General features: G+C 58.9%; 23 protein-coding genes. 16 read left to right on the top strand and 7 right to left on the bottom strand.

The features are described from left to right. Positions 1-381 precede the first annotated feature (381 nt). A complete protein-coding gene (locus FRT59_RS25840; RefSeq protein WP_153872729.1) occupies positions 382-1755 on the top strand; it encodes an MFS transporter in 1374 nt (457 codons plus the stop codon). Positions 1756-1813: 58 nt separating this feature from the next. On the opposite strand, the gene FRT59_RS25835 is transcribed toward FRT59_RS25840, so the two are convergent. The 4 genes from FRT59_RS25835 to flgA all read right to left on the bottom strand — a co-directional run bounded on the left by FRT59_RS25835 (position 1814) and on the right by flgA (position 4408). Beyond that, entirely contained in the window at positions 1814-2563 is a 750-nt protein-coding gene (locus FRT59_RS25835) for a flagellar brake protein (protein WP_198809660.1), read from the bottom strand. A gap of 95 nt (positions 2564-2658) precedes the next feature. Continuing rightward, complete coding sequence (locus tag FRT59_RS25830) at positions 2659-3129, bottom strand: flagella synthesis protein FlgN (RefSeq protein WP_034120830.1); 471 nt, start codon at positions 3127-3129, stop codon at positions 2659-2661. 48 nt (positions 3130-3177) lie between these two features. Continuing rightward, a complete protein-coding gene (flgM, locus tag FRT59_RS25825) occupies positions 3178-3501 on the bottom strand; it encodes a flagellar biosynthesis anti-sigma factor FlgM (RefSeq protein WP_034120842.1) in 324 nt (107 codons plus the stop codon). A 142-nt stretch (positions 3502-3643) separates the two neighbouring features. After that, positions 3644-4408 (bottom strand): flagellar basal body P-ring formation chaperone FlgA, encoded by a 765-nt coding sequence (gene flgA / locus FRT59_RS25820; protein WP_153872727.1) that lies wholly within the window; start codon positions 4406-4408, stop codon positions 3644-3646. A 74-nt stretch (positions 4409-4482) separates the two neighbouring features. Between flgA and FRT59_RS25815 the strand changes: the two genes are divergently transcribed. From FRT59_RS25815 to FRT59_RS25785, 7 genes are all read left to right on the top strand, one after another. After that, positions 4483-5415, top strand: a complete 933-nt coding sequence (locus FRT59_RS25815) for a chemotaxis protein CheV (protein WP_034120827.1) — start codon at positions 4483-4485, stop codon at positions 5413-5415. 42 nt (positions 5416-5457) lie between these two features. After that, the gene (gene cheR / locus FRT59_RS25810; RefSeq protein ID WP_034120826.1) at positions 5458-6285 is read left to right on the top strand and encodes a protein-glutamate O-methyltransferase CheR; all 828 of its coding nucleotides are present in this window, start codon (positions 5458-5460) and stop codon (positions 6283-6285) included. 308 nt (positions 6286-6593) lie between these two features. Continuing rightward, positions 6594-7001 (top strand): flagellar basal body rod protein FlgB, encoded by a 408-nt coding sequence (flgB, locus tag FRT59_RS25805; protein WP_034120825.1) that lies wholly within the window; start codon positions 6594-6596, stop codon positions 6999-7001. 3 nt (positions 7002-7004) lie between these two features. Next, positions 7005-7448 (top strand): flagellar basal body rod protein FlgC, encoded by a 444-nt coding sequence (gene flgC / locus FRT59_RS25800; protein WP_034120824.1) that lies wholly within the window; start codon positions 7005-7007, stop codon positions 7446-7448. A gap of 16 nt (positions 7449-7464) precedes the next feature. After that, a complete protein-coding gene (gene flgD, locus FRT59_RS25795; protein WP_034120822.1) occupies positions 7465-8184 on the top strand; it encodes a flagellar hook assembly protein FlgD in 720 nt (239 codons plus the stop codon). Between the two features lie 31 nt (positions 8185-8215). After that, the gene (gene flgE, locus FRT59_RS25790) at positions 8216-9532 is read left to right on the top strand and encodes a flagellar hook protein FlgE (RefSeq protein WP_034120821.1); all 1317 of its coding nucleotides are present in this window, start codon (positions 8216-8218) and stop codon (positions 9530-9532) included. A gap of 180 nt (positions 9533-9712) precedes the next feature. After that, a complete protein-coding gene (locus tag FRT59_RS25785) occupies positions 9713-10807 on the top strand; it encodes a hypothetical protein (protein ID WP_153872726.1) in 1095 nt (364 codons plus the stop codon). 93 nt (positions 10808-10900) lie between these two features. Here FRT59_RS25785 and FRT59_RS25780 read toward each other — a convergent pair whose 3' ends face one another. Next, positions 10901-13795, bottom strand: a complete 2895-nt coding sequence (locus tag FRT59_RS25780; RefSeq protein ID WP_034120818.1) for a ribonucleoside-diphosphate reductase subunit alpha — start codon at positions 13793-13795, stop codon at positions 10901-10903. A gap of 777 nt (positions 13796-14572) precedes the next feature. Here FRT59_RS25780 and FRT59_RS25775 point away from each other — a divergent pair. Together FRT59_RS25775 and FRT59_RS25770 are read left to right on the top strand one after the other, a co-directional pair. Then, complete coding sequence (locus FRT59_RS25775; RefSeq protein WP_153872725.1) at positions 14573-15298, top strand: response regulator; 726 nt, start codon at positions 14573-14575, stop codon at positions 15296-15298. After that, complete coding sequence (locus tag FRT59_RS25770) at positions 15295-16908, top strand: ATP-binding protein (protein WP_034120816.1); 1614 nt, start codon at positions 15295-15297, stop codon at positions 16906-16908. Before FRT59_RS25775 ends, FRT59_RS25770 begins: the two co-directional genes overlap by 4 nt. A 7-nt stretch (positions 16909-16915) precedes the next feature. On the opposite strand, the gene FRT59_RS25765 is transcribed toward FRT59_RS25770, so the two are convergent. Then, on the bottom strand, positions 16916-17632 hold the full coding sequence (locus FRT59_RS25765) for a 4'-phosphopantetheinyl transferase family protein (RefSeq protein WP_034120815.1): 717 nt from the start codon (positions 17630-17632) through the stop codon (positions 16916-16918). A gap of 138 nt (positions 17633-17770) precedes the next feature. On the opposite strand from FRT59_RS25765, the gene FRT59_RS25760 reads away from it, so the two are divergent. Genes FRT59_RS25760 through FRT59_RS25750 form a run of 3 tightly spaced genes read left to right on the top strand, consistent with a single transcriptional unit; the run spans position 17771 to position 20118 of the window. Beyond that, positions 17771-18079: a hypothetical protein gene (locus FRT59_RS25760; RefSeq protein WP_034120814.1), complete on the top strand. Its 309-nt coding sequence runs from the start codon at positions 17771-17773 to the stop codon at positions 18077-18079. Positions 18080-18097: 18 nt separating this feature from the next. Further along, positions 18098-18775, top strand: a complete 678-nt coding sequence (locus FRT59_RS25755) for a response regulator (RefSeq protein WP_010208358.1) — start codon at positions 18098-18100, stop codon at positions 18773-18775. Further along, positions 18772-20118, top strand: coding sequence for an ATP-binding protein (locus tag FRT59_RS25750; RefSeq protein WP_153872724.1), 1347 nt, complete (start codon positions 18772-18774; stop codon positions 20116-20118). Before FRT59_RS25755 ends, FRT59_RS25750 begins: the two co-directional genes overlap by 4 nt. 31 nt (positions 20119-20149) lie before the next feature. Here FRT59_RS25750 and FRT59_RS25745 read toward each other — a convergent pair whose 3' ends face one another. After that, positions 20150-21148 carry an AraC family transcriptional regulator gene (locus tag FRT59_RS25745; RefSeq protein ID WP_153872723.1) on the bottom strand — a complete coding sequence of 333 codons (999 nt, stop codon included), beginning with the start codon at positions 21146-21148 and terminating at the stop codon, positions 20150-20152. A 338-nt stretch (positions 21149-21486) separates the two neighbouring features. Here FRT59_RS25745 and FRT59_RS25740 point away from each other — a divergent pair, with 338 nt between their 5' ends. The 3 genes from FRT59_RS25740 to FRT59_RS25730 all read left to right on the top strand — a co-directional run bounded on the left by FRT59_RS25740 (position 21487) and on the right by FRT59_RS25730 (position 24535). Continuing rightward, a complete protein-coding gene (locus FRT59_RS25740) occupies positions 21487-22818 on the top strand; it encodes a dicarboxylate/amino acid:cation symporter (RefSeq protein WP_034120811.1) in 1332 nt (443 codons plus the stop codon). Between the two features lie 143 nt (positions 22819-22961). Beyond that, positions 22962-23948, top strand: coding sequence for an XdhC family protein (locus tag FRT59_RS25735; RefSeq protein ID WP_153872722.1), 987 nt, complete (start codon positions 22962-22964; stop codon positions 23946-23948). After that, positions 23945-24535 carry a nucleotidyltransferase family protein gene (locus FRT59_RS25730; RefSeq protein ID WP_162525003.1) on the top strand — a complete coding sequence of 197 codons (591 nt, stop codon included), beginning with the start codon at positions 23945-23947 and terminating at the stop codon, positions 24533-24535. The genes FRT59_RS25735 and FRT59_RS25730 overlap by 4 nt, the downstream gene beginning before the upstream one ends. The last annotated feature ends 87 nt before the right edge of the window (positions 24536-24622 follow it).

Here is a 24622-nt window from a genome sequence, read left to right as displayed (position 1 = left end):
GTAGTGAAACGATGCATCGCCGATGGTAGTGTGGGGTTTCCCCATGTGAGAGTAGGTCATCGTCAAGATTAAATTCCGAAACCCCAATTGCGAAAGCAGTTGGGGTTTTGTTTTGGGCGCTTGAAAAGTGCCGCGCTCATCAATAGTCGCGACTTTTTGCAATGCCCCCAATATCAGTCGAACCTTGCAGCGCTTCAGGGTTCACAGCAGGTGCGTCATGCATTTATCTCTATCGGTGTACCTACTGGCACCGGTGTAGCGTCTGAGCTTTTATGCAAAATAATCCCGGTAATAGGCCATAGCGCCTGTCCGGATCCGGCTACCCCGGACTATCATGCCGATAGCCCTATCTCTCACCGCAAGGAGCCGCTCGGAACGCCGATGCGCCAAATCTGGAAATCTTTTCGAGCCCTTTATTTCGCCTCCTTGATGATGCTGATTGGCTCCGGCCTGCTCAGTACTTATCTGGCCTTGCGTCTGGCAGCAGACAATGTCGACAGTCTATGGGTCGGTGCGCTGATGGCTGCCAACTATTTTGGCTTGGTCCTGGGTGGCAAGATCGGGCACCGCCTGATTGCCCGGGTCGGGCATATCCGTGCCTACGCCACTTGCGCCGGGATCGTCGGTGCGGCGGTGCTGGGGCACGGTTTGATTGATTGGCTGCCAGCCTGGATTGTGCTGCGGATGATCGTAGGCCTGGGGATGATGTGCCAGTACATGGTCATCGAAAGCTGGCTCAACGAGCAGGCGGATGCCAAGCAGCGCGGCGTAGTGTTCAGTGGCTACATGATCGCGTCTTACCTCGGATTGGTACTGGGCCAGTTGATCCTGGTAATGCATCCCCATCTTGGGCTTGAGCTGTTGATGTTGGTGGCGTTGTGCTTTGCCCTGTGCCTGGTGCCGGTAGCCATGACTCGACGCATTCACCCGGCGCCGCTGCACCCGGCCCCGATGGAGCCCCGTTTCTTTATCAAGCGTGTGCCGCAGTCTCTTAGCACGGTGCTGGGCGCGGGATTGATCGTGGGCTCTTTCTACGGTTTGGCGCCGCTCTATGCGTCCCAGCAGGGCCTGACGACTGAGCAAGTCGGCCTGTTCATGGGTAGCTGCATTTTCGCTGGTTTGGTCGTGCAGTGGCCCTTGGGCTGGTTGTCGGACCGCTATGACCGAGCGTTGCTGATTCGCTGCTTTGCCTTGTGCCTGGCTATAACGGCATTGCCGCTGGCGATCATGACTCAAGTGCCGTTGGAAGTGCTGTTCGTGGCGGGCTTCTTTTGTTCGCTGGTGCAGTTCTGCCTTTACCCATTGGCGGTAGCTTTTTCCAACGACCACGTGGAAGGCGATCGGCGGGTATCGCTGACGGCCATGCTGCTGGTGACCTACGGCATTGGTGCCAGCATTGGGCCGTTGTTGGCGGGTGTAGTGATGAAGCTATTCGGCAGTCAGATGCTCTACGCGTTTTTCAGCCTGTGTGCGTTGATCCTGGTGTGGCGAATTCGACCGAAGGCGGTGACCAACCTGCATCAGGTCGACGATGCGCCGTTGCATCACGTGGCGATGCCCGACAGCATGTCCAGTTCGCCGCTGGTGGCTGCGCTCGATCCACGGGTGGATGAGCAAGTAGTACAAGAGCAGATGCAAGTCAGTGTTCCTGATCCAGAGCCTGACCCCGCCACTGATGAGCCGGCCAGTGAAGAGTCGCACGAGCCCCTGGACCCCGACGAGCATCCACATGACCTGAGCAGGGCGCGCCCCTGAACGAAAAACGGACAGATCCCACCAGGATCTGCCCGTTTTTTACTTTAGCGTTGAAGACTTAAAGATCGTCGTCTTTGTCGAAGCGCCGAGCCTCACGCTGCAGTTGGTACACAAAGCGCTCCACTTGCCGCTGCACCAAACCGCTCATGTTGTGGAAGCGCACGCCGGCAAAGGTGGTGTTGATCTTGTCTTCGAAGTGCAGGTACCGCAGTTCGACGGAGGTGGTCATGCTGCCGAAGGGCAGCGCCGCGATAAAGCGATCATAGACCTGGCCCAGCTGCAGGCGTTCGGAGATATCGCCTTCAAAGCGTAATTTGCAGCCGGTGGCGGAGATATCCAGCAGTTTGCCGCTGATCGGGGCCTTAAGCTTTTCGCCACCCAACTCGATGTCCACCAATTGCGCTAGCTTTAGCGCGGCGCGGAAGGCACTGCGTCGCTGATGGTAAACCACCTCGTCGGGCAAGCTGCCGCTGTAGATGCGGTGGCCGTCTTTTGCGCTGACAGTCAGCGTGCCGTTGCTTTCCCAGGCAACCCGCACACCTTCATGGAAACCTTCGATACGAAAGGGTTCGCCATTCTCAAGGTAGCGTTCACCGTCACGAGGAATCATTTCGTCCAGTACCAGCGTCTTGCTGTCCCGGTCAATATCCACCAGGTAGCTCTGAAAGCGTTGGCTGCGTTCGTGGAAAGTGATGATCAGCGGATCATGGCTTTCTTGCAGCATCCGCAAAGTGCTGGCTATTTCCAGAGGCGTGGTGAGCACCTTCGGTGGCTGCGGTGCATCTTCCGCATTAAGGGCATTGAACACGGTTCTTCCATCTCCAGGCAAAATACGACTACACGCAAGAACGGCATTTTGCCAGTATGTAGCGCGCCTTGGATAGGTCACGCTGTAAGCCGGTGTCAGGCTTGGCTGCGGGTGCTTGGCTTGACCAGGCGTGAAGTTGAGCCTTGGGCGTTGTAAAGGGCCGGAGGCTCTCCGCCGTGCAGTATGCGTAACTGATTGGCGGTCGTGGCTTGCTGAAGCTGGATCGATTGGCCGTTGAGCAAGTTGGCTTCCTGGCACTGGGCGAGCAATTGATTGAGTTCTTTGCTTTGCGCGAGTAGGTGATCACCTACCGAAGAATGGCTGGCCAGTTGTGCGAGGCCGTCGTGATCGGCAGGCAGGCCCAGGCTGCTCAGGATTTCACTGCGCTTCTTGCCGTGTTGTTCGAGCAGCACAATGAGCGACTGTTTGCGCGCCAGTATTTCTTCCAGCAAACGCATATCCCGGCCGTACAGGGCCAGGGATTCCTCTTTGAGCAGCTCGAGCAATTGTTGCGTCGGCGCCAGATCATCAATGATCAGTTGAAGCAGATGTTCGTCGTGGTGCATGGCTGGCCTTGGGTTTTAAGCGTCCAAAAGCCCTGCGCAGGCCTTTGCCTAGCGCTCGGCTTCGAAGTTAAGCAGCTTGCTGGCTACACGGTTGCTGTCGACTTTATAGCTGCCATCAGCGATAGCCTGTTTCAACTCTGCCACCCGGGCTTTGTTGACAACCGGTTGATCGCGCAGCGAGTCAGTGACCTTCTGCAACTGTTGAGCCTCATTGCTCAGGTGTACCGATTCCCCACTCTGGCTGGCGCTGGCCTGCTCTGCCTTGGCGGGCAGGGGCTGTGGCTTGGCTTCTACGCTGTCCTTCGCACCGCCGGTGCGCGTGTTGCCGGGCAACGCCGGGGTGTTGTTCAAACGACTGAAATCAATGACCATGTTGAAAAAACCTCTGGGTATTTGGACGCTTGCCATGTTTTCGGCCATACCCGGACAAACTTTAGGCTCGATTGACAATAAACCTGTACAGCCAGACATCCAACGCACAGTGTAGGAAAAGCGAGCGTGTGATTCCAGTGATCTATAACGCTACCTCTACCTGGCCTGGCGCCGTGACCCGCGCCTTGATCACGCGATTGGAGTTGAGATTCTTGACGCGGATCTGTTCGCTCATGCCGCCGTTGGACAATGCTTCGCCCGGCATTCTCACATTCAGCCCGCCGCTGCTGGCGGAAATGACTACCTGGTCACCCTTGCGAATGACTTCGGCCTGTTCCAGATGAACCAATGTCATGACTTGATCAGTGACCATTGGTCGCGTGAGTTTCTGTCCGATAGCCTGGTCCACTGATGTCAGGTAGCCCTGGCTGATCAGGCTGATGTCTCGCTCGCGCAGGGCCACATCCTCAAAGCCAATGATGCCGGTGCGCTTCAACGGCCGCGCCACCACCACAACGTCGCGAAACAGTTTGACCTGAGCCGGCACAAACACGGTCCAGGGTGAGGCGCCTTCGCAGCGTACCTTTACCGTCACGCGGCCTAGGGGTTGGGCGGGGCTTTCCAGGGTGGCCGTCAATTCCTTGTCGCACATCGGCATGCGCAAACGCGGGTCCAATTGGTTGACTTGGATTTCATACCGGCCTGGTGTCTGCGTGGTCGCCAGATAATCTTCTACAGTGAACTCAAGAAAGCCCTGGGTGACGCCGATAAGCATATCAGGCAGGGTGACGTTGTCGGCGCGGGTCGTGACGCCCAGGCCCAAGGCAAGCAGCGCCATCGTAGCGCAGAGAAGACTGCGGTACTGTGAGCGGCTAATGCGTCGGGAAACTGTCGTTTTAATATCCATACTCAATAAATAGCAAAGCTCGTGCCGTTTAGTGTTGGGTACGCGTCGTACCCCTAGGATTTAGGAGTCTGGGCATGGCAGGTGTAATGGATTCAGTAAACCAGCGTACACAGCTGGTAGGGCAGAATCGCCTGGAGTTGTTGCTTTTCCGCCTGGATGGCAAGCAGTTGTACGGCATCAACGTGTTTAAAGTGCGGGAAGTGCTGCAATGTCCCAAGTTGACGATAATGCCCAGGTCCAATCCGGTGGTGTGTGGCGTGGCCAACATCCGTGGCGCGACTATTCCGATTCTTGACCTGGCACTGGCTACGGGTTCCGCCGGTTTGCAAGACCGCCAGAACCCGTTTGTGATCATCACCGAGTACAACACCAAGACCCAGGGTTTCCTGGTGCGCTCGGTGGAACGTATCGTCAATATGAATTGGGAGGAGATTCATCCGCCACCCAAGGGCACTGGGCGTGATCACTACCTTACTGCAGTGACGCGGGTCGATAACCAGTTGGTGGAAATCATCGACGTGGAGAAAATCCTCGCCGAAGTGGCACCGACCTCGGAAACTATCTCCGTCGGCGTAGTGGACGCCGAGACCGCACACAAGGCCGTGTCCCTGCGCGTGCTGACGGTGGACGACTCCTCGGTAGCGCGCAAGCAAGTCACGCGTTGCCTGCAAACCGTCGGTGTGGACGTGGTGGCCCTTAATGATGGTCGCCAAGCCTTGGATTACCTGCGCAAGCTGGTGGATGAAGGCAAGAAGCCAGAAGAAGAATTCTTGATGATGATCTCTGACATCGAGATGCCGGAAATGGACGGCTACACACTCACGGCCGAGATACGCAACGATCCACGCATGCAAAAATTGCATATCATCCTGCATACTTCGTTGTCGGGAGTATTCAATCAGGCAATGGTCAAGAAAGTCGGTGCTGATGACTTCCTGGCCAAATTCCGTCCTGATGACCTCGCATCCCGGGTAGTCGACCGGATCAAGGCAGCAGATCACGGCTAGGGGATGTCCCCCGGCGGTCACACGATTTAAGAGGCGGTATCAGTGTCTACGGGTAATTTGGATTTTGAACAGTTCCGGGTCTTCCTGGAAAAGGCCTGTGGCATATTGCTCGGTGAAAACAAGCAGTACCTGGTATCCAGCCGTCTCAACAAGCTGATGGAACAGCAGGGCATCAAGTCCCTGGGTGAGTTGGTCCAGCGGATCCAGGGGCAGCCGCGCAGCGGGCTCAAGGAGATGGTGGTCGATGCCATGACCACCAACGAAACCTTATGGTTTCGTGATACCTACCCCTTTGAAGTGCTCAAGAACAGAGTGCTGCCGGAAGCCATCAAGGCCAGCCCGGGCCAACGTTTGCGAATCTGGTCGGCGGCCTGTTCCTCGGGGCAGGAACCGTATTCGATCTCGATGTCCATTGACGAGTTCGAACGTACCAACATGGGCCAGTTGAAGGCCGGCGCGCAGATTGTCGCCACGGATTTGTCCGGCACCATGCTGACCAACTGCAAGACCGGTGAGTATGACAGCCTGGCATTGGGCCGTGGTTTGTCCCAAGAGCGCCTGCAACGCTACTTTGACCCGAAAGGGGCAGGGCGCTGGGCGATCAAGGCCCCGATCAAGAACCGTGTAGAGTTCCGCTCGTTCAACCTGCTCGATAGCTACGCCAGCCTGGGCAAGTTCGACATGGTGTTCTGCCGCAACGTGCTGATCTATTTCTCGGCCGAAGTGAAGAAAGACATCTTGTTGCGCATCCACGGCACGCTCAAGCGCGGGGGCTACCTGTTCCTCGGTGCTTCTGAAGCGTTGAACGGACTTCCGGATCACTACCAGATGGTCCAGTGCAGCCCGGGGATCATTTACCAGGCCAAGTAAGCCGTACGCGATCAAAAATGTGGGAGCGGGCTTGCTCGCGAATGCGTTCTGTCAGTCAGAGATAAGTTGACTTACCCTCCGCATTCGCGAGCAAGCCCGCTCCCACATTTGTTATGCGGCAGTCCTCCTGAAAGCGGCAACTCCTTATTGCCGCTTTACTGGCGCCACGCGGAAATCGCTTGCCGCTTTTCTGGCATCGCCGCCGGCAACTCCCCTCGAAACCCTTGATATACGGGCTCCCGCAAGATTGGCATGCACCTTGCTATAACCCTGCTAACGAACAGCAGGTCAGCCTAAAGGTTTCCGCCATGAGCATCAGCTTCGATAAAGCGCTCGGTATCCACGAACAAGCCCTGGGTTTCCGCGCCCAGCGTGCCGAAGTCCTGGCCAACAACATCGCCAACGCCGATACCCCGAACTACAAGGCTCGGGATCTGGACTTCTCTGCCGTGCTCGCTGCACAACAGGACAAGACCAAGAACGGCACCTTTGCCTTGAACATGACCAACAGCCGTCATATTGAAGCGCAGGGCCTGGGCAATGGTGACGAGTCGCTGCTGTATCGCACGCCGATGCAGCCGTCGATCGACCAGAACACAGTGGACGCCCAACTGGAGCAATCGAACTACGCCGAGAACTCGGTGAACTTCCAGGCCAGCTTCACCCTGCTCAACAGCAAATTCAAAGGGCTGATGTCAGCCCTGCGTGGAGAGTAAGCCATGTCCCTGTCCAGTGTTTTCAATATTGCCGGCAGTGGCATGAGCGCGCAGACCACGCGTTTGAACACCGTCGCCAGTAACATCGCCAACGCCGAGACCGTGTCTTCGAGCATTGACCAGACTTACCGCGCCCGTCACCCGGTGTTCGCCACCATGTTCCAGGGTGGCCAGGGCGGCGGCAGCGATTCGTTGTTCCAGAACCAGGACGCAGCCGGCTCCGGTGTGCAAGTGCTGGGTGTGGTCGAGGACCAGAGCAACCTTGAAGCCCGTTACGAGCCGAACCATCCTGCCGCGAACGAAAAGGGGTATGTCTACTACCCCAACGTCAACGTAGTCGAGGAAATGGCTGACATGATTTCCGCCAGTCGCTCGTTCCAGACCAACGCGGAAATGATGAACACCGCCAAAGCCATGATGCAGAAGGTCCTGACTCTGGGTCAGTGATAAGGGGCGCCAAATAATGGCCATCGTTGATACGTCTAACAACACAGCAGTCCAGGACCTGTTCAATTCCAAGGTCAAGGACGCTTCGAACAATGTATCGAATGTTTCCAAAGCTGCCACTGGCAACCAGTCGCTGGGCAAGGATGCATTCCTGCAGCTGCTGGTCACCCAGCTGAAAAACCAGAACCCGCTGTCGCCCCAGGATAACGGCGCGTTCGTGGCCCAGCTTGCACAGTTCAGCAGCCTGGAAGGCATCAACACCCTGAACGACTCGGTGAATAACATCTCCAGCAACTTCAGCTCGTCGCAAGCGCTGCAGGCTTCGTCGCTGGTGGGGCGGTCGATCATTACCCAGACCGACAAGGCCATGGTCGATACCAGCAAGAGCATGACCGGTTCGGTGGCGGTGACATCGGCGGTGGGCAACGTCTCCGTCAAGATCACCGACAAAGACGGCAATGTCGTGCGCACCGTGGACATGGGCGCGCAGAGTGCCGGCAGCCAGAACTTTATCTGGGATGGCAAGAACGACAAGGGCGAGGTTGCTCCAGCTGGCACCTACACCTTCAATGCAACTACCAAAAATGACAAGGGTGAACCGTTAGCCCTGGCCACCTCGCTGCCAGCTACGGTCACCAGCGTGACCCTGAGCAAGACCGGCGGCGAAATGCTGCTCAACCTTGCAGGCGGCATGGGCAGCGTCAAGCTGTCGCAAATTCAGACTATCGGTACATAGAGCCGGCTAAATACGGCAGAGGGAGAGAAACATGTCTTTTAATATCGGCCTTAGCGGCCTCTATGCGGCCAACAAACAACTGGACGTGACCGGCAACAACATCGCCAACGTCGCGACCACTGGCTTCAAGTCATCCCGTGCGGAATTCTCGGACATCTACGCGGCTTCCAAGCTGGGTACCGGCCAGAACAGCATCGGCAACGGTGTGAACCTGGCGGCGGTGTCCCAGCAGTTCACACAGGGTGACGTCAACGGTAGCGGTGGCATCCTTGATATGGCGATCCAGGGCGGTGGCTTCTTCGTGCAGAAGGGCAGCGACGGCTCGCTGGAGTACACCCGTAGCGGCGCATTCCGCGCGGACAAAGACGGCTACATCACTAACAATACGGGTACCTCGCGTCTGCAAGGTTATGCTGCGGACGAGAATGGCAAAATCACCAAAGGCGGCCTGGTCGACCTGCAACTGAACCTGGCGAACCTGCCGCCGAAGGCGTCTACCAAGGTGGACTCTTCCAGCAACCTGAACTCTTCGTCGCCGGTGATCGATCAGTCCAAGAACCCGTTTGATCCAACCAAGTCCGAAACCTTCACCACGCAATACGGCACCACCTTGTACGATTCCCAGGGCAACGCACACCCAATGGTGCAGTACCTGGTGAAAACCGATGCCAACCAGTGGCAGGCCTACACCTTGATCGATGGTCGCAACCCTGATGGTTCGGCGCCTACCGGTACCGGTGCTGGGGTGACGGCGCCAGTGCCGTCGACCTTGAGCTTCGATGGTGCCGGTAATCTCAAGAGCATCGTGACCGGCGGTGTTGCCGGTAACACCTTGACCATCAAAGATTGGGTACCTGGCACGGTGACCGATGGCGTATGGAAGCCTAACGATGCGACGGCGAACAAAGACGGCATCGCCATCAACATGGGCACCGTCACTCAGTACAACTCGGCCAGCTACCGTAACCCGCCGGTCACCGATGGTTATGCCACCGGCCAGATCACCGGCCTGAAGATCGATGGCAGCGGTGTGCTCTTCGCCACCTTTAGTAACCAGCAAAGCAAGGCCATCGGCCAGATTTCCCTGGCCAGCTTCAACAACGAGCAGGGCCTGCAGCCGGCCGGCGGTACGACTTGGAAAGAAACCTTCGCGTCAGGCCAGCCAGGTTTTGACGCACCGGAATCTGGCACTCTGGGTTCGATCAAGGCCACCTCCCTGGAGAACTCCAACGTCAACCTGACCAACGAGCTGGTGGATCTGATCAAGGCCCAGAGCAACTATCAGGCGAACGCCAAGACCATCTCCACCCAGAGCACCATCATGCAGACCATCATTCAGATGACCTGATACCGGCGCTCAAGTACCCGCGCACAAAAAAGGCCCCTCGATCGAGGGGCCTTTTTTGTGCGCGCTAGTTAGTCATTTACTGCTTGTTTCACCTTACCCCGATGCGGGAACGCGTAACGCCAATTTCGCCACGTATGAGCCAACGGACGAACGTCGTCCAGCGACTATAGGGGTAAGTAAATGGCGGGCTATGCACTGTGGGAGGGAAGCGCGCGTGGAGCGCGTGGTTTCGACGCGACTGTCTATGGCGGCACGTATGGGCGGCAAAGTCCGGCGTATGGGGCCAACGATGACAAGGCTGCCAACACGGAGTCGGTCAGGAAATTGCTCAGTGAATTGATGGATGCCGAAAAAACATCCAAGAGCCAGACGGCTCAAGACCTTCGCAACAAGTTGAATGATAAGCGCGAAGAACTGGGTGACGAAAAATTCAAAGAGATCATGAAAGAGCTGATGGAAAAGGCTGACGTCTCTTGGTTGGAGTATATGCGGCGGCTGATGAAGTTGTGGTTTCCAGAACTGGATGATGCATCGCCGACACCATCACCGCCTTCCCCCGCTCCATCACCTGGCGGCGGTGGTGGCGGTGGTGGCGGCAGGGCCAATCCAAACAATTTTGGCCCTAGCGAGCCCATGAGTAATCTGCCGATTACCGAAGGCTCCAAGCACTTCAACTACAAGCCTGATCAAAGTAATCCAGGGAAAAAGCCTGACAATATCTGGAGTGGGTTCAGCCAGGGGCCGGACGGTAATTGCGTCACCGTTTCAGCAATAAAGGCTGCAATGATGAAGTTTGGGCAGAAGCCCACCGACGTTTTCAGTGAGGTGAAAGAGACGGGCGATGGTTACTACGTGAAAATGCGGGACGGATTCGAAGTGAATCTGTCCAAAGATGAATTGAGACAGGCGGCGGCTTACGCACAGTTCAAGGGCGATGATCCGGCGATGATGACTGACGCCAACTTTATGTTCGCTGTGAGTGCCAAGCGTGCGCAGGAAGAGGGGAATGGTCTGGATGACAACCCTAATGCCTCGAAGAGAAGTTTCGCCCATGCGATGCAAAGCCTGAATAACGGCGAAATGCCCCACGAAGCGTTGGATCGCCTGGGGTTGAAAGGGCTTTACCGGCGGTCTTCGAGCAGTGAGCTGGCGAGCGGTAAGCTCGGTGTCGTGGCCTATGATCGCCACTCGATGGCGGTGATCGATGGGCGAGTGGAGCTGTGGGGAAGACGAGGAGGCGCACCGAAGCAGGGTATTGCCTACGCGTTCCTCTAGGGGCGAGAAACGAAAAAGCCCGATAAACCCCATGCGATCAGGGTCTATCGGGCTTTTTCAATCCAGGGCGTTCAAGCCCTGGATTGGCTCAGCTTATTGGCAAGCTTCGCAATCCGGCTCATCAATCGCGCAGGCCTTTGGCACTGGTGCCGGGCCGGCTGGCGCTGCGAGTACCGAGTCATCACCGTGGTTGCCGCTGGACACTGCGTTCAGCTTGCCGGTGTTGATGGTCGATTTCTCGGTGCTGGTCGCGGCCAGGGCACGGAGGTAGTAAGTGGTTTTCAGGCCACGGTACCAAGCCATGCGGTAGGTCACGTCCAGCTTCTTGCCCGAAGCGCCGGCGATGTAGAGGTTCAGCGACTGAGCCTGGTCGATCCACTTCTGACGACGGCTGGCGGCGTCAACGATCCACTTGGTGTCTACTTCGAACGCGGTCGCGTAGAGCTCTTTGAGTTCTTGCGGGATACGTTCGATCTGCTGTACCGAACCGTCGTAGTACTTCAGGTCGTTGATCATCACCGAGTCCCACAGGCCGCGGGCTTTCAGGTCGCGAACCAGGTACGGGTTGATCACGGTGAATTCGCCCGACAGGTTCGATTTCACATACAGGTTCTGGTAGGTCGGTTCGATCGACTGCGATACGCCAGTGATGTTGGCGATGGTGGCAGTCGGTGCGATGGCCATGATGTTGGAGTTACGAATACCTTTCTGCACACGGGCACGTACCGGCGCCCAGTCCAGGGTTTCGTTCAGGTCAACGTCGATGTACTTCTGGCCACGGGCTTCGATCAGGATCTGTTGCGAATCCAGCGGCAGGATGCCCTTGGACCACAGCGAACCCTGGAACGTCTCGTAGGCGCCGCGCTCGTCGGCCAGGTCGCAGGAAGCCTGGATCGCGTAGTAGCTGACCGCTTCCATGGACTTGTCGGCGAACTCGACCGCTGCATCGGAACCGTAAGGAATGTGCTGCAGGTACAGCGCATCCTGGAAGCCCATGATGCCCAGGCCAACCGGGCGGTGCTTGAAGTTGGAATTCTGCGCCTGTGGCACCGAGTAGTAGTTGATGTCGATAACGTTATCGAGCATGCGAACGGCGGTGTTCACGGTGCGTTCCAGCTTGGCGGTGTCCAGCTTGCCGTTGACGATGTGGTTCGGCAGGTTGATCGAGCCCAGGTTGCAAACGGCGATTTCGTCCTTGTTGGTGTTCAAGGTGATCTCGGTGCACAGGTTCGAACTGTGGACCACGCCTACGTGCTGCTGCGGGCTGCGCAGGTTGCACGGGTCTTTGAAGGTCAGCCATGGGTGGCCGGTTTCAAACAGCATGGAGAGCATTTTGCGCCACAGGTCTTTGGCCTGGATGGTCTTGAACAGCTTGATCTTGCCTGGGTACTGGGACAGGGCTTCGTAGTACTCGTAACGCTCTTCGAAGGCCTTGCCGGTCAGGTCGTGCAGGTCTGGCACTTCGGATGGCGAGAACAGGGTCCACGGGCCGTCATCGAAGACACGCTTCATGAACAGGTCAGGGATCCAGTTGGCAGTGTTCATGTCGTGGGTACGGCGACGATCATCACCGGTGTTCTTGCGCAGCTCGATGAACTCTTCGATGTCCATGTGCCAGGTTTCCAGGTAGGCACAGACAGCGCCTTTGCGCTTGCCACCCTGGTTCACGGCTACAGCGGTGTCGTTCACCACTTTCAGGAACGGTACAACACCTTGCGACTTGCCGTTGGTGCCCTTGATGTACGAGCCCAGTGCACGCACTGGCGTCCAGTCGTTACCCAGGCCGCCAGCGAATTTGGACAGCATGGCGTTGTCGTGGATCGCGTGGTAGATGCCCGACAGGTCATCCGGCACGGTGGTCAGGTAGCAGCTCGACAGCTGTGGACGCAGGGTGCCGGCGTTGAACAGGGTCGGGGTCGACGACATGTAGTCGAAGGACGACAACAGGTTGTAGAACTCGATGGCACGGTCTTCTTTGTGCTTCTCTTCGATCGCCAGGCCCATGGCCACGCGCATGAAGAACACTTGCGGCAGTTCGAAGCGGATACCGTCCTTGTGGATGAAGTAACGGTCGTACAGGGTTTGCAGGCCCAGGTAGGTGAACTGTTGGTCGCGCTCGTGGTTGATCGCCTTGCCGAGTTTTTCCAGGTCGAAGGTGGCCAGGATCGGGTTCAGCAATTCGAATTCGATACCCTTGGCGATGTAGGCAGGCAGGGCCTTGGCGTACAGGTCGGCCATCTCGTGGTGAGTGGCGCTGTCGGCGACGCCGAGGAAGCCCAGGCCTTCGGCACGCAGGGTGTCCATCAGCAGGCGTGCGGTGACGAACGAGTAGTTCGGTTCACGCTCAACCAGGGTACGGGCGGTCATCACCAGGGCAGTGTTGACGTCGGTCAGGGCCACGCCGTCGTACAGGTTCTTCAGGGTTTCGCGCTGGATCAGGTCACCATCGACTTCTTCCAGGCCCTCGCAGGCCTCGGTGATGATGGTGTTCAGGCGGCCCAGGTCCAGCGGTGCAAACGTACCGTCAGCCAGGGTGATGCGGATCGACGGGTGCGCTTGTACGGCAGCTTCTTCGGCTGGGGAACGTACAGCACGTTCCTTGGCGCGCGAGTCACGGTAGATCACGTAGTCGCGGGCTACTTTCTGCTCGCCGGCACGCATCAGGGCCAGTTCGACCTGGTCCTGGATTTCTTCGATGTGGATGGTGCCGCCCGATGGCATGCGACGCTTGAAGGTTGCGGTGACCTGTTCGGTCAGGCGGGCAACGGTGTCGTGGATGCGCGACGAGGCAGCAGCGGTGCCGCCTTCAACTGCAAGAAACGCTTTGGTGATGGCGACGGTGATTTTGTCATCGGTATAAGGAACGACAGTGCCGTTACGCTTGATCACGCGCAGTTGGCCAGGTGCGGTGGCGGACAGATCCAGATTCGAATCAGCGGCCTGCGGCACGGAGCCCTGCGGGTTCTCGCGAGTTGTGTCGGTTTGCATGGGGGGTTGTCTCCACATTCTATATTTATTTGGGCACCATCACGGTGCCCACCGTTCCGTCCTGAAGCACTTACAACAGGCCTGGGCCTGGCATAACAACTTCGGGACAGGAGGAAGGGAGCTCATCGCGCCGCTTCCATGCCGAAGTCTTTGGCTTGGGGCCGGGGAGCCCTTCGCCGTATTCCTGCTGGGTGACAGTGGCCCCGTTCAAGCCCTGCAACACCCGTACCGTTTTCTGCCAATGGGGCTTGGAAACGGTTGCCATCCGCGTGCGCGGTTTGGGCTTTCAAAAAAGGCTTTGGTTCAACCAAATGTGAGCAAGAAAGCGCTTGAGTTTCTTGTCTGATTTGTGTTTGGTTTTTCGCTTAAAACCCTACATGTAGGGTTTTTTTTGCGCCGAGGTACAAGATAATGCGTTTTCGGGGGCTTAGCAACGCACTACCTGTGGATAACGCTGTGGGTAAAATGTGTATGAATCATGGAACACCCGTGTAGGCCGCATTACTACTGGATTACACCGTTTGTCACCGAATATTCCAGGGCAGATCCAGCCGGTTGGAATTTTGAGGGCGCGAACCCTACCACAAAAAATCGCCATCACCGAATGGATTTCCCGGCTTGTGTTTAAGGGTTGGCCCAAGGCTACAATCGGCCTTTGTTATGCCCTTGAAACATGACAAACAGGCTATGGGCGGTGGCGATCCGAATGTGGGAGCGGGCTTGCTCCCACATTCGACCGCGGCAGCCAAAGAACTTCTAATAACAACGAGGTCGCGCATGGAGCAGGAAGCCTGGCAGATATTGATTATCGAGGACGACGAGCGACTCGCCGAGTTGACCCGTGATTACCTGGAAAGCAACGGCCTGCGCGTGTCGGTGGAAAGTGACGGTGCCCAGGCAGCGGCGCGCATCATCGCTGAACAGCCTGACTTGGTGATCCTCGACCTGATGCTGCCCGGCGAAGATGGCCTGAGCATCTGCCGCAACGTACGCGAGCGTTATGACGGCGTAATCCTGATGCTCACTGCGCGCACCGATGACATGGACCAGGTACAGGGCCTGGACATGGGGGCCGACGACTACGTGTGCAAACCCGTGCGCCCGCGCTTGTTGCTGGCGCGTATCCAAGCCCTGTTGCGGCGTAGCGAGCCAGTCTTGCCGGCGATGGTGGAAAACCAGCGCCGCCTGCAATTCGGCCCGCTGGTGGTGGACAACGCGTTGCGCGAAGCCTGGCTGCACGATAGCGGTATCGAACTGACCAGCGCCGAATTCGACTTGCTGTGGCTATTAGTCGCAAACGCCGGGCGCATCCTGTCGCGCGAAGAAATCTTCATTGCCCTGCGTGGTATCGGTTACGACGGCCAGGATCGCTCCATTGATGTGCGCATTTCACGCATTCGACCGAAGATCGGCGACGATCCGATCCACCCGCGCCTGATCAAGACCATCCGCAGCAAAGGCTACCTGTTCGTCCCCGAAGCTGCTGCCGATATGCCGCTGTGAACTCGATCTTCCTGCGCATCTACGGCGGCATGTGCGCGGCGCTGATCCTGGTGGCGCTGCTCGGCGCCCTGGCGTTGCACCTGCTCAATGACGTGCGCAGCGGCCAGTACCGCGAGCGCCTGGCCCATGGCACCTTTGCGTTGATGGGCGATAACCTGCAACCCATGAGCACCATTGAACGGCGGCGCGCACTGGCGGTGTGGGAGCGTTTACTGGGCATTCCGCTGCAACTGCGTACGTTCACGCAGGCGCAACTGGACCTGGGCCAACGCAACCGCCTGCAACGTGGTCAGGTCCTGGTGGAACAGACCGGCCCCCATGCCGCGAGGGTGCTGCGACTGGTCAGCGAGCAGGAACAGTTGGTGCTCACCGGCGAAGTGCAGCAAATCAGCGAGCAATTGGCCCGCGCGACCATCTATCTGCTGGCCGACGAACTGGTGCGTTTTCCGGTCGCCGAGCAACCGCAACGCCTGGCCGATATAAAGGAAGCCAAGGGCTTTGGTTTTGAGATGCACTTGATGGCCCTTGACCAGGCCGACATGGACGACGACCAGCGCCGTCGCGTAGCGGAAGGCGATACGGTAATGGCCCTGGGCAAGGGCGGCGACTCGATCCGCGTGTTTGCCGGCATGGTCGGCACGCCGTGGGTGCTGGAGATCGGCCCGCTGTATCAAATGAACCCTTACCCCGCGCAATGGCTGATTCTGATCACCTTGATCGGCCTGACTCTGATCGGCTTGATCGTCTATCTGCTGGTGCGTCAGCTCGAACGTCGGCTCAAAGGCCTTGAGGCGGCAGCCACGCGTATCGCCAAGGGCAACCTGGAAGTTCGCGTGCCGGCCCGGGGCGCCGATTCGGTCGGACGCCTGGCAGCAGCGTTCAATGGCATGGCCGAGCATTTGCAGCAATTGCTGGCGATCCAGCGCGAGCTGGTGCGCGCGGTGTCCCACGAGCTGCGCACACCGGTAGCGCGCCTGCGGTTTGGCTTGGAGATGCTCGGCGACGCTGCCAGCCCCGAAGCCCGGCGTAAATACCTGGAAGGCATGGACGGCGATATTCAGGACCTCGATGGCCTGGTGGACGAAATGCTCACCTATGCGCGCCTGGAGCAGGGCGCCCCGGAGCTGAATTTCCAGCGAGTGGATCTCGATGCCTTGCTCGACCAGGTGATAGGCGAACTGTCGCCACTGCGCCCGCAGGTCACCGTCACCCGCGGTATTTGCCTGTCATCGACCCATTGGGATGATGCCTGGGTCGACGCTGAGCCGCGCTACCTGCACCGTGCGCTGCAAAACCTGGTGAGTAACGCCATGCGGCACGCCAAGGGCCAAGTACTGATCAGTTATCAGGTGGGCCAGGTGCGCTGCCGCATCGATGTGGAAGATGATGGCCCCGGCGTGCCGGAAAGTGCCTGGGAGCGAATCTTCACGCCATTCCTGCGTCTGGACGACAGCCGCACTCGTGCCTCGGGCGGGCATGGCCTGGGCTTGTCGATTGTGCGGCGGATTATCTATTGGCACGGTGGGCGGGCGTTGATCAGCAAGAGCAACAACCTGGGCGGGGCGTGTTTCAGCCTGAGTTGGCCGAGGGATCAAGAGAAGCCCCAATAGTGGTCAATCAAGCGCCGATGGCCACCAGGCTCAACAACTGCTCCCCCTGCACCACAAACTGCCCCTCCAACTCCTTGCCATGACACCACTCGCTGGACAGGTCTGTCAGCAACCGCAGCCGCACACGCCCAGCCTGCGACCACTCCAGCAACTCGGCATGCTCAAAATAAAAGCGCTTGTGCACAATCGGGTAGAGCGCCTTGAACAGACTCTCCTTCACCGAAAACGTCAGTGTCACCAGCAGCCCGTGATGCTCACGCGGTATTGCCGCCATGCGCTGCAACTCATCCACCGTCAGAATTTCACCGGCCAGGCGTTCCGCCCGCTCCAGTGTCAGCAGGTTTTCCTGGTCCATCCCCAGCCCGCGCCAATGCGTCTTGTGCCCGACAATGGCCGCGGCATGCCCGGTGCTATGGGTGATGGAGCCACTGATATGCCCCGGCCAGATCGGTGCGCGGTCCTCACCGATGGCCGGGATGCAGTCGAGGTTATCCAAGCGTTGCAGCGCTTCGCGGGCGCACAGGCGGCCAGCGAGAAACTCCGCCTGGCGCTTGGCCACCGAGCGCTGGATGCTCGCCGGCGGGGGGACGGCGCTGCGCTGGAAATCCTCGGGGCTCAATAAGGCCGGGTCGAATCGCGTGCTCAAAAACACCGTGCCCGGCAAGGGAACAGGCAGCGGCCAACGGGCATCGAGTGGGGTACAGCAAGCGGGTAGAGGCGTCATGCGCGGTATTTTGCCGAGTTGGCGCGCCAGTGGATAGCCCGGCGCGGTTCAGGTGTGGTTCAGAGCCCGTTCAGGGGGAGTTCAGGGGCGCCTGCGTAGTCTGGGCCTCACAGCCTAAACGCGTATGAGGTAACCACCATGACTGCGATCAAGAAGCTGATGTTGGCGTTGACCATGCTCGGCGCAACCGCCGGCGTGCAAGCCTCTGATGGCGCCTTTGCGGCATTTGGCAGCCAGAAAACCAAGAAATCCAGCAACCTGATCCACCGTGTCAGCTTCGAGGACGCCGGTACCCAGGCCGCGCCCTGGGGCCAGGCCCTGGGCGTTGCCACCGCGCAACCCGACTATCGCAGTGGCTACGCGCACCTCACGGGCCAGTACAATGGCATTAAAGTGCGCCCGCAAGACTTGCAGGGCCGCTATGATATCCCTCGGTCGGATAGTTGAATTGCCTTGGAGAGCCTTATGAAATTGCTGGTGGTGGAAGATGAGGCGCTGTTGCGCCATCACCTGTTTACCCGCCTGACCGACAGCGGGCATGTGGTCGAAGCCGTGGCCAATGCCGAAGAAGCCCTGTACCAGACAGGCCAGTTCAACCATGACCTGGCGATTATCGACCTGGGCCTGCCCGGTATGGGCGGCCTGGACCTGATCCGCCAACTGCGCACCCAGGCCAAGACCTTCCCGATTCTGATCCTGACCGCCCGCGGCAATTGGCAAGACAAGGTCGAAGGGCTGGCGGCCGGTGCCGACGACTACGTGGTCAAACCATTCCAGTTCGAAGAGCTGGAGGCGCGGATGAACGCCTTGCTGCGCCGCTCCAGTGGCTTTACCCAATCCACCATCGTCGCAGGGCCCTTGCTGCTTGACCTCAATCGCAAGCAAGCCTCTCTCGATGAACAGCCGTTGGCGCTGACCGCCTATGAGTATCGGATCCTCGAATACTTGATGCGGCATCACCAGCAAGTGGTGGCCAAGGATCGTTTGATGGAGCAGCTCTACCCGGACGACGACGAGCGCGATCCGAACGTCATCGAAGTGCTGGTCGGCCGCCTGCGCCGCAAGCTGGAAGGCCCGGCCGGGTTCAAGCCCATCGATACCGTGCGCGGCCTGGGGTACCTGTTCAATGAGCGCTGCCGTTGATTCGCTCGCTACGTGTGCGCTTGATGCTGGCGGCCGCCACCCTGGCCGTGCTGTTTATGCTCGGCTTGTTGCCCGCCATGCAAGGGGCTTTCAGCCTGGCGCTGCAGGATTCCATCGAGCAGCGCCTGGCGTCGGACGTGACGACCCTGATCTCCGCAGCACGGGTCGAAAATAACCGCCTGCTGATGCCGGCGCAGCTGCCCGATGAGCGTTTCAACCTCACCGACAGTCGGCTGCTGGGCTACATCTACGACCGCGAGGGCCACTTGGTGTGGCGTTCGCGGGCGACCCAGGAAGAAAACATCAACTACAAACCGCGCTACGACGGGCGCGGCAACGAATTTGCGCGTATCCGCGAAGCCAATGGCCAGGAATTCTTCGTGTATGACGTCGAGGTCAGGCTGCTCGGTGGCAAGAGCGCGGCCTTCAGCATCGTCGCCCTGCAGCCGGTGCGCGAATACCAACTGACCCTCGAAGGCTTGCGCGAGAACCTCTACCTCGGGTTCGGTGCGGCTTTGCTGGTGTTGCTGACGCTGCTATGGCTGGGCCTGACCTGGGGCCTGCAAGCCCTGCGACGCCTGAGCCAGGAGCTCGACCAGATCGAGGGCGGCACCCGCGAGAGCCTCAGCGAAGAACATCCCCGCGAACTGCTGCGCCTGACGGGCTCCCTCAACCGTTTGCTGCACAGCGAGCGCGAGCAGCGTGCGCGCTATCGCGACTCCCTCGACGACTTGGCTCACAGCCTGAAAACCCCGCTGGCGGTCTTGCAGGGTGTGAGCGAAGACATGGCCCAGCGCCACGAAGACCGTGGCCAGGCGTGGGTGCTGCAATCGCAGATAGAGCGTATGAGCCAGCAGATCGGCTACCAATTGCAGCGCGCCAGCCTGCGTAAAAGTGGACTGGTGCGCCATCAGGTGCGTCTGGAGCCAGTGGTGCAAAGCCTGTGCGACACGTTGGAAAAGGTTTACCGCGATAAGCGCGTCACTGTGACCTTTGACCTGCCAGAGGCGTGCGATGTACCCATCGAAAAGGGCGCGCTGCTCGAAATGCTCGGCAACCTGCTGGAAAACGCCTATCGCCTTTGCCTGCGCCAAGTGCGTATCAGCCTGGTGGAAAACCTGGATGGCATTGAACTGTGTATCGAAGACGACGGCCCCGGCGTGCCACCGGACCAGCGTGCACGGATTCTGCAACGCGGCGAACGGCTTGATCGTCAGCACCCGGGGCAGGGAATCGGGCTAGCGGTGGTCAAGGACATTATCGAAAGCTACAACGCGCAGCTGACCTTGGGTGACTCCGCCTTGGGCGGCGCGGCTTTTAGAATCCATTTTCCAGCGGTGTGAGCGCGAGGAGACCGGCCCAGGCAACACATCCCTAGCTTTCCTGAGCTCTATAGGCCCCCGGCGTCAACCCCGTCCACTTCTTGAACGCCCGATGAAACGCCGACGGTTCAGAGAACCCCAACTGCTCGGCGATCTCCTGCAAGGACAAGTCCGCCCGGCCCAAGTGGTAAATGGCGATATCCCGGCGTAACTCATCCTTCAACGCCTGAAAACTGCTGCCTTCCTCGCGCAGGTGCCGGCGCAGGGTCTGTGGGCTGATGTGCAGGTGCTGGGCGACGGCTTCCAGGTCTGGCCAGGGCGTACGGTCGCGACTCAGCAAACGGCGCAGTTGGCTGCTCAAGCTGTCGCCTTCATCCGGTCGGGACAGCAAATCGGCAGGGGAGCGCTGCAAGAAGTGCTTGAGCGTGCGTTCATCCTGCAACAGCGGCAGGCTCAGGTAGCGGCAGGGAAACACCAGGCTGCTGCTGGGCGCACCGAACACTTGGGGGCAGGGGAACAACAGGTCATATTCACCCGCATGGGCCGGCATCGGGTAACTGAAGGTGGCCTGCTGCAAGCGGATACGCTGGCCGATCAACCAACTGCCCAGGCGATGCCAGATCACCAGCAGGCATTCACTGAGGAAGTGATCCGGGTCCCACAACTGCGAGTCGTCCAGGCTCAGGCGCGCCAGGTCGCCTTCTTTTGTCAGCTGCCAGCGCGGGCCCTGTGGGAATAGGCTATAAAACAATAAGCCGCGTTCCAAAGCCTTCTCCAGAGTGCGGCAATGGATCAGGGCGTGGCACATCATGGCGAAGGTGCCGCGTTTGCTCGGCCCTTCGGCGAACCCCAGGTATTCGTCATCCAGCCCCAGCCAAAGCATTTGCAACAATCGGGTGAATTGCTCCGGGGCGATGCGGGCGCGGGGTTCGGTCAGCAGTTCGGGAGTGATGCCCACCTGCTGTAATAGCCCCGAGTAGTCGTAACCGACCCGACGCGCACCGCCGAGTGCTGCTCGGGCGTAGTGACTGGCGATGGTACGTTCACGCATGCGGGGGCCTCATCCATGGAGTGGCGGATGGTAGCCATCACCCGGCAAGGGGGCAAGGCGGATATCCGCCAAATTGTAGGACGAGACGGGATCAGTGGGCGGAAATCCGCCACCTAGTTCCACATCTGATAAGCGTCAGAAAACCCTAAGCCCTGATGTCTAAGGGCCTTCAGGGGTTTTAAGCAAAGTGGCACGCCGTTTGCGATAAGGATCACAGCGCAGGCTTGGTCCTACAGGCTTCGCAAACAACAAATCCCTCCAGTGCAGGAGGGTTCGCAATTCAAGTGTCGTGGGCAATGGCGGATATTTGCCACACGGGACGATTGAGGAACTTTGCAATGACGACTCGTCAGCCAATCTACAAATCCCTGTACTTCCAGGTGATCGTTGCAATCGTTATCGGTATTTTGCTCGGCCACTTCTACCCGCAGACCGGCGTGGCCCTCAAGCCACTGGGTGATGGCTTTATCAAGCTGATCAAAATGGTCATCGCCCCGATCATCTTCTGCACCGTTGTCAGCGGCATCGCTGGCATGCAAAGCATGAAATCGGTGGGCAAGACCGGCGGCTACGCGCTGCTGTACTTCGAAGTCGTCTCCACCATCGCTCTGCTGATTGGCCTGGTCGTGGTCAACGTCGTGCAACCGGGCGCCGGCATGCACATTGACGTCGCCACCCTGGATGCTTCGAAAGTCGCGGCCTATGTGACTGCTGGTGCAGACCAGAGCATCGTTGGCTTCCTTCTCAACGTGATCCCGAACACCATCGTCGGTGCTTTCGCCAATGGCGATATCCTGCAAGTGCTGATGTTCTCGGTGATCTTCGGTTTCGCCCTGCACCGCCTGGGTGCCTACGGCAAGCCGGTACTGGACTTCATCGATCGCTTTGCCCACGTGATGTTCAACATCATCAACATGATCATGAAGCTTGCGCCAATCGGTGCCCTGGGCGCCATGGCGTTCACCATCGGCGCCTACGGTGTGGGTTCGCTGGTGCAACTGGGCCAGTTGATGATCTGCTTCTACATCACCTGCGTCCTGTTCGTGCTGATCGTGCTGGGTGGTATCTGCCGCGCCCATGGCTTCAGTGTGATCAGGCTGATCCGCTACATCCGTGAAGAACTGCTGATCGTGCTGGGTACTTCGTCTTCCGAATCCGCACTGCCACGCATGCTGATCAAGATGGAGCGCCTGGGCGCGAAGAAGTCCGTAGTCGGCCTGGTGATCCCAACCGGTTACTCCTTTAACCTCGACGGTACGTCGATCTACCTGACCATGGCTGCCGTGTTCATCGCTCAGGCGACCGACACCCACATGGACATCACCCACCAGATCACCCTGTTGCTGGTGCTGCTGCTGTCGTCCAAAGGCGCTGCGGGCGTGACCGGTAGTGGCTTCATCGTACTGGCTGCGACCCTGTCGGCCGTAGGCCACTTGCCGGTTGCCGGCCTGGCGCTGATTTTGGGTATCGACCGCTTCATGTCCGAAGCCCGCGCTCTGACCAACCTGGTGGGTAACGCCGTTGCCACCATCGTTGTGGCCAAGTGGGTCAAGGAACTGGATACCGACAAGCTGCAAAGCGAGCTGGCATCCGGCGGTACCGGTATCTCCGACACCCGTGAGGAAGATGACCTGGGCGTGGCCGAAGGCCCGGCGCCTGCCGTCAAGTAATACGTGGTTGGCGTGAACTGACGCCGAAGCAATCCGCAGACGCCCCGACTGGTTCGGGGCGTTTGCGTTTGTGCCCGGCCACTTTTGGATTCTTTTGCTTTAAAGTAAATGACGATTTTATAGCAACGCTGGCAGGAGGTTTGATGGACAGTGTGGATTTGAATGTCCTGCGTAGCGTCCTGGAATGGCGCCGCGCCGGTGAGCGCGTGGTGTTGTACAGCGTCGTGCAGACCTGGGGCAGTGCGCCGCGCCCTCCAGGCGCCATGCTGGCCTTGCGTGGCGACGGGGTGGTGATTGGCTCTGTGTCCGGTGGCTGCATCGAAGATGACCTGATTGCTCGCCTGCAAGATGGGCGGCTGGCGGATGATGGGCCACCGGTGCAGTTGGTGACCTACGGCGTCACCCGCGATGAAGCGGCGCGTTTTGGCTTGCCGTGCGGCGGTACGTTGCGCTTGACCGAAGAACGGGTTGATGACTGGGGCTGGGTCGCGCAACTGTTGGCGCGCTGTGAGGATCACGAGGTCGTCGCACGCGAGCTGGACCTGGCCACTGGCGCAGTAACCTTGAGCACTGCGAGCAAGACCGATGGGGTGACCTTCGATGGCGATCGACTACGCGCCATTTACGGCCCGCGTTGGCGGCTGCTGTTGATCGGCGCTGGGCAGCTGTCGCGCTATGTAGCGGAAATGGCGCGCTTGCTGGATTTCGAAGTGCTGATCTGCGACCCCCGCGAAGAGTTCGTGTACGGCTGGGAAGAGCAACATGGCCGCTTTGTGCCGGGCATGCCCGACGAGGCGGTGCTGAATATCCACACCGATGAACGCACAGCCATTGTCTGCCTGACCCACGATCCGCGTCTGGATGACATGGCATTGCTGACCGCGCTGAACTCCACCGCGTTCTACATCGGCGCATTGGGTTCGCGGGTCAATACCCAGAAACGTCGAGAGAACCTGGCAGCGCTGGGTTTGTCAGCGGACGCCATTGCGCGTTTGCACGGGCCGATTGGCTTGCATATCGGTAGCCATACGCCGGCGGAGATTGCCCTGTCGTTGATGGCGGAAATTGTCGCGATCAAGAACGGCGTGGCGCCGATGCAGAAAAAGCCCTTGGCGGTGGTCGCGCAGTGACTGTCACGGCGATTGTGCTGGCAGCGGGGCAGGGTAGTCGTTTTCGCGCCGAAGCCGGGGCCGATCAGGACAAGTTGCTGGCCGCTTGCGTGGGCCTGGATGGCATTACCCGGCCAGTGATCGAACAGGTGCTGCGCAATTTGCCTGGGCGTGTTGTGGAGCGCTGGCTGGTGACTTCGCCATATCGCACTGAGGTCATCCGATTGGCAAAGGCTTATGGCTGCCAGGTTTTACTGCTGGACTCGGACGGGATGGGCGCCAGTATTGCGGCGGCGGTCGAGGCCAGTGGTCCGGCAGAGGGTTGGCTGGTAGTGTTGGGGGATATGCCGTTTATTCGGTCGTCGAGCATCGAACAGGTGATTGAAGGGCTGGAGCAGGGCGGCATCAGCGTGCCGGTGCAGGCGGGTGAGTATGGGCACCCAGTGGCGTTTGATCGTGCGTTTGGCCCAGGTTTAATGGCGCTGGTCGGCGACCGCGGGGCCAGATCTTTGTTTGCATCTGCCGCCTTGAAGCAGGTGCAACTGAATGATCCGGGCACTCTGTGGGATGTGGATATACCGCAGCGGTTGAGTTTCAACACGGACTAAATGTGGGAGCTCCACAAGGCTTAAGTTAATCGCCATAAAAAAGCCCCGCCTGATTGCTCAGGCGGGGCTTTTTAGTCGCTGGCGGAA

The organism is Pseudomonas haemolytica (assembly GCF_009659625.1).
GTDB classification, from domain to species: Bacteria; Pseudomonadota; Gammaproteobacteria; order Pseudomonadales; family Pseudomonadaceae; genus Aquipseudomonas; species Aquipseudomonas haemolytica.
This window is presented reverse-complemented; position numbering and strand designations above follow the sequence as displayed.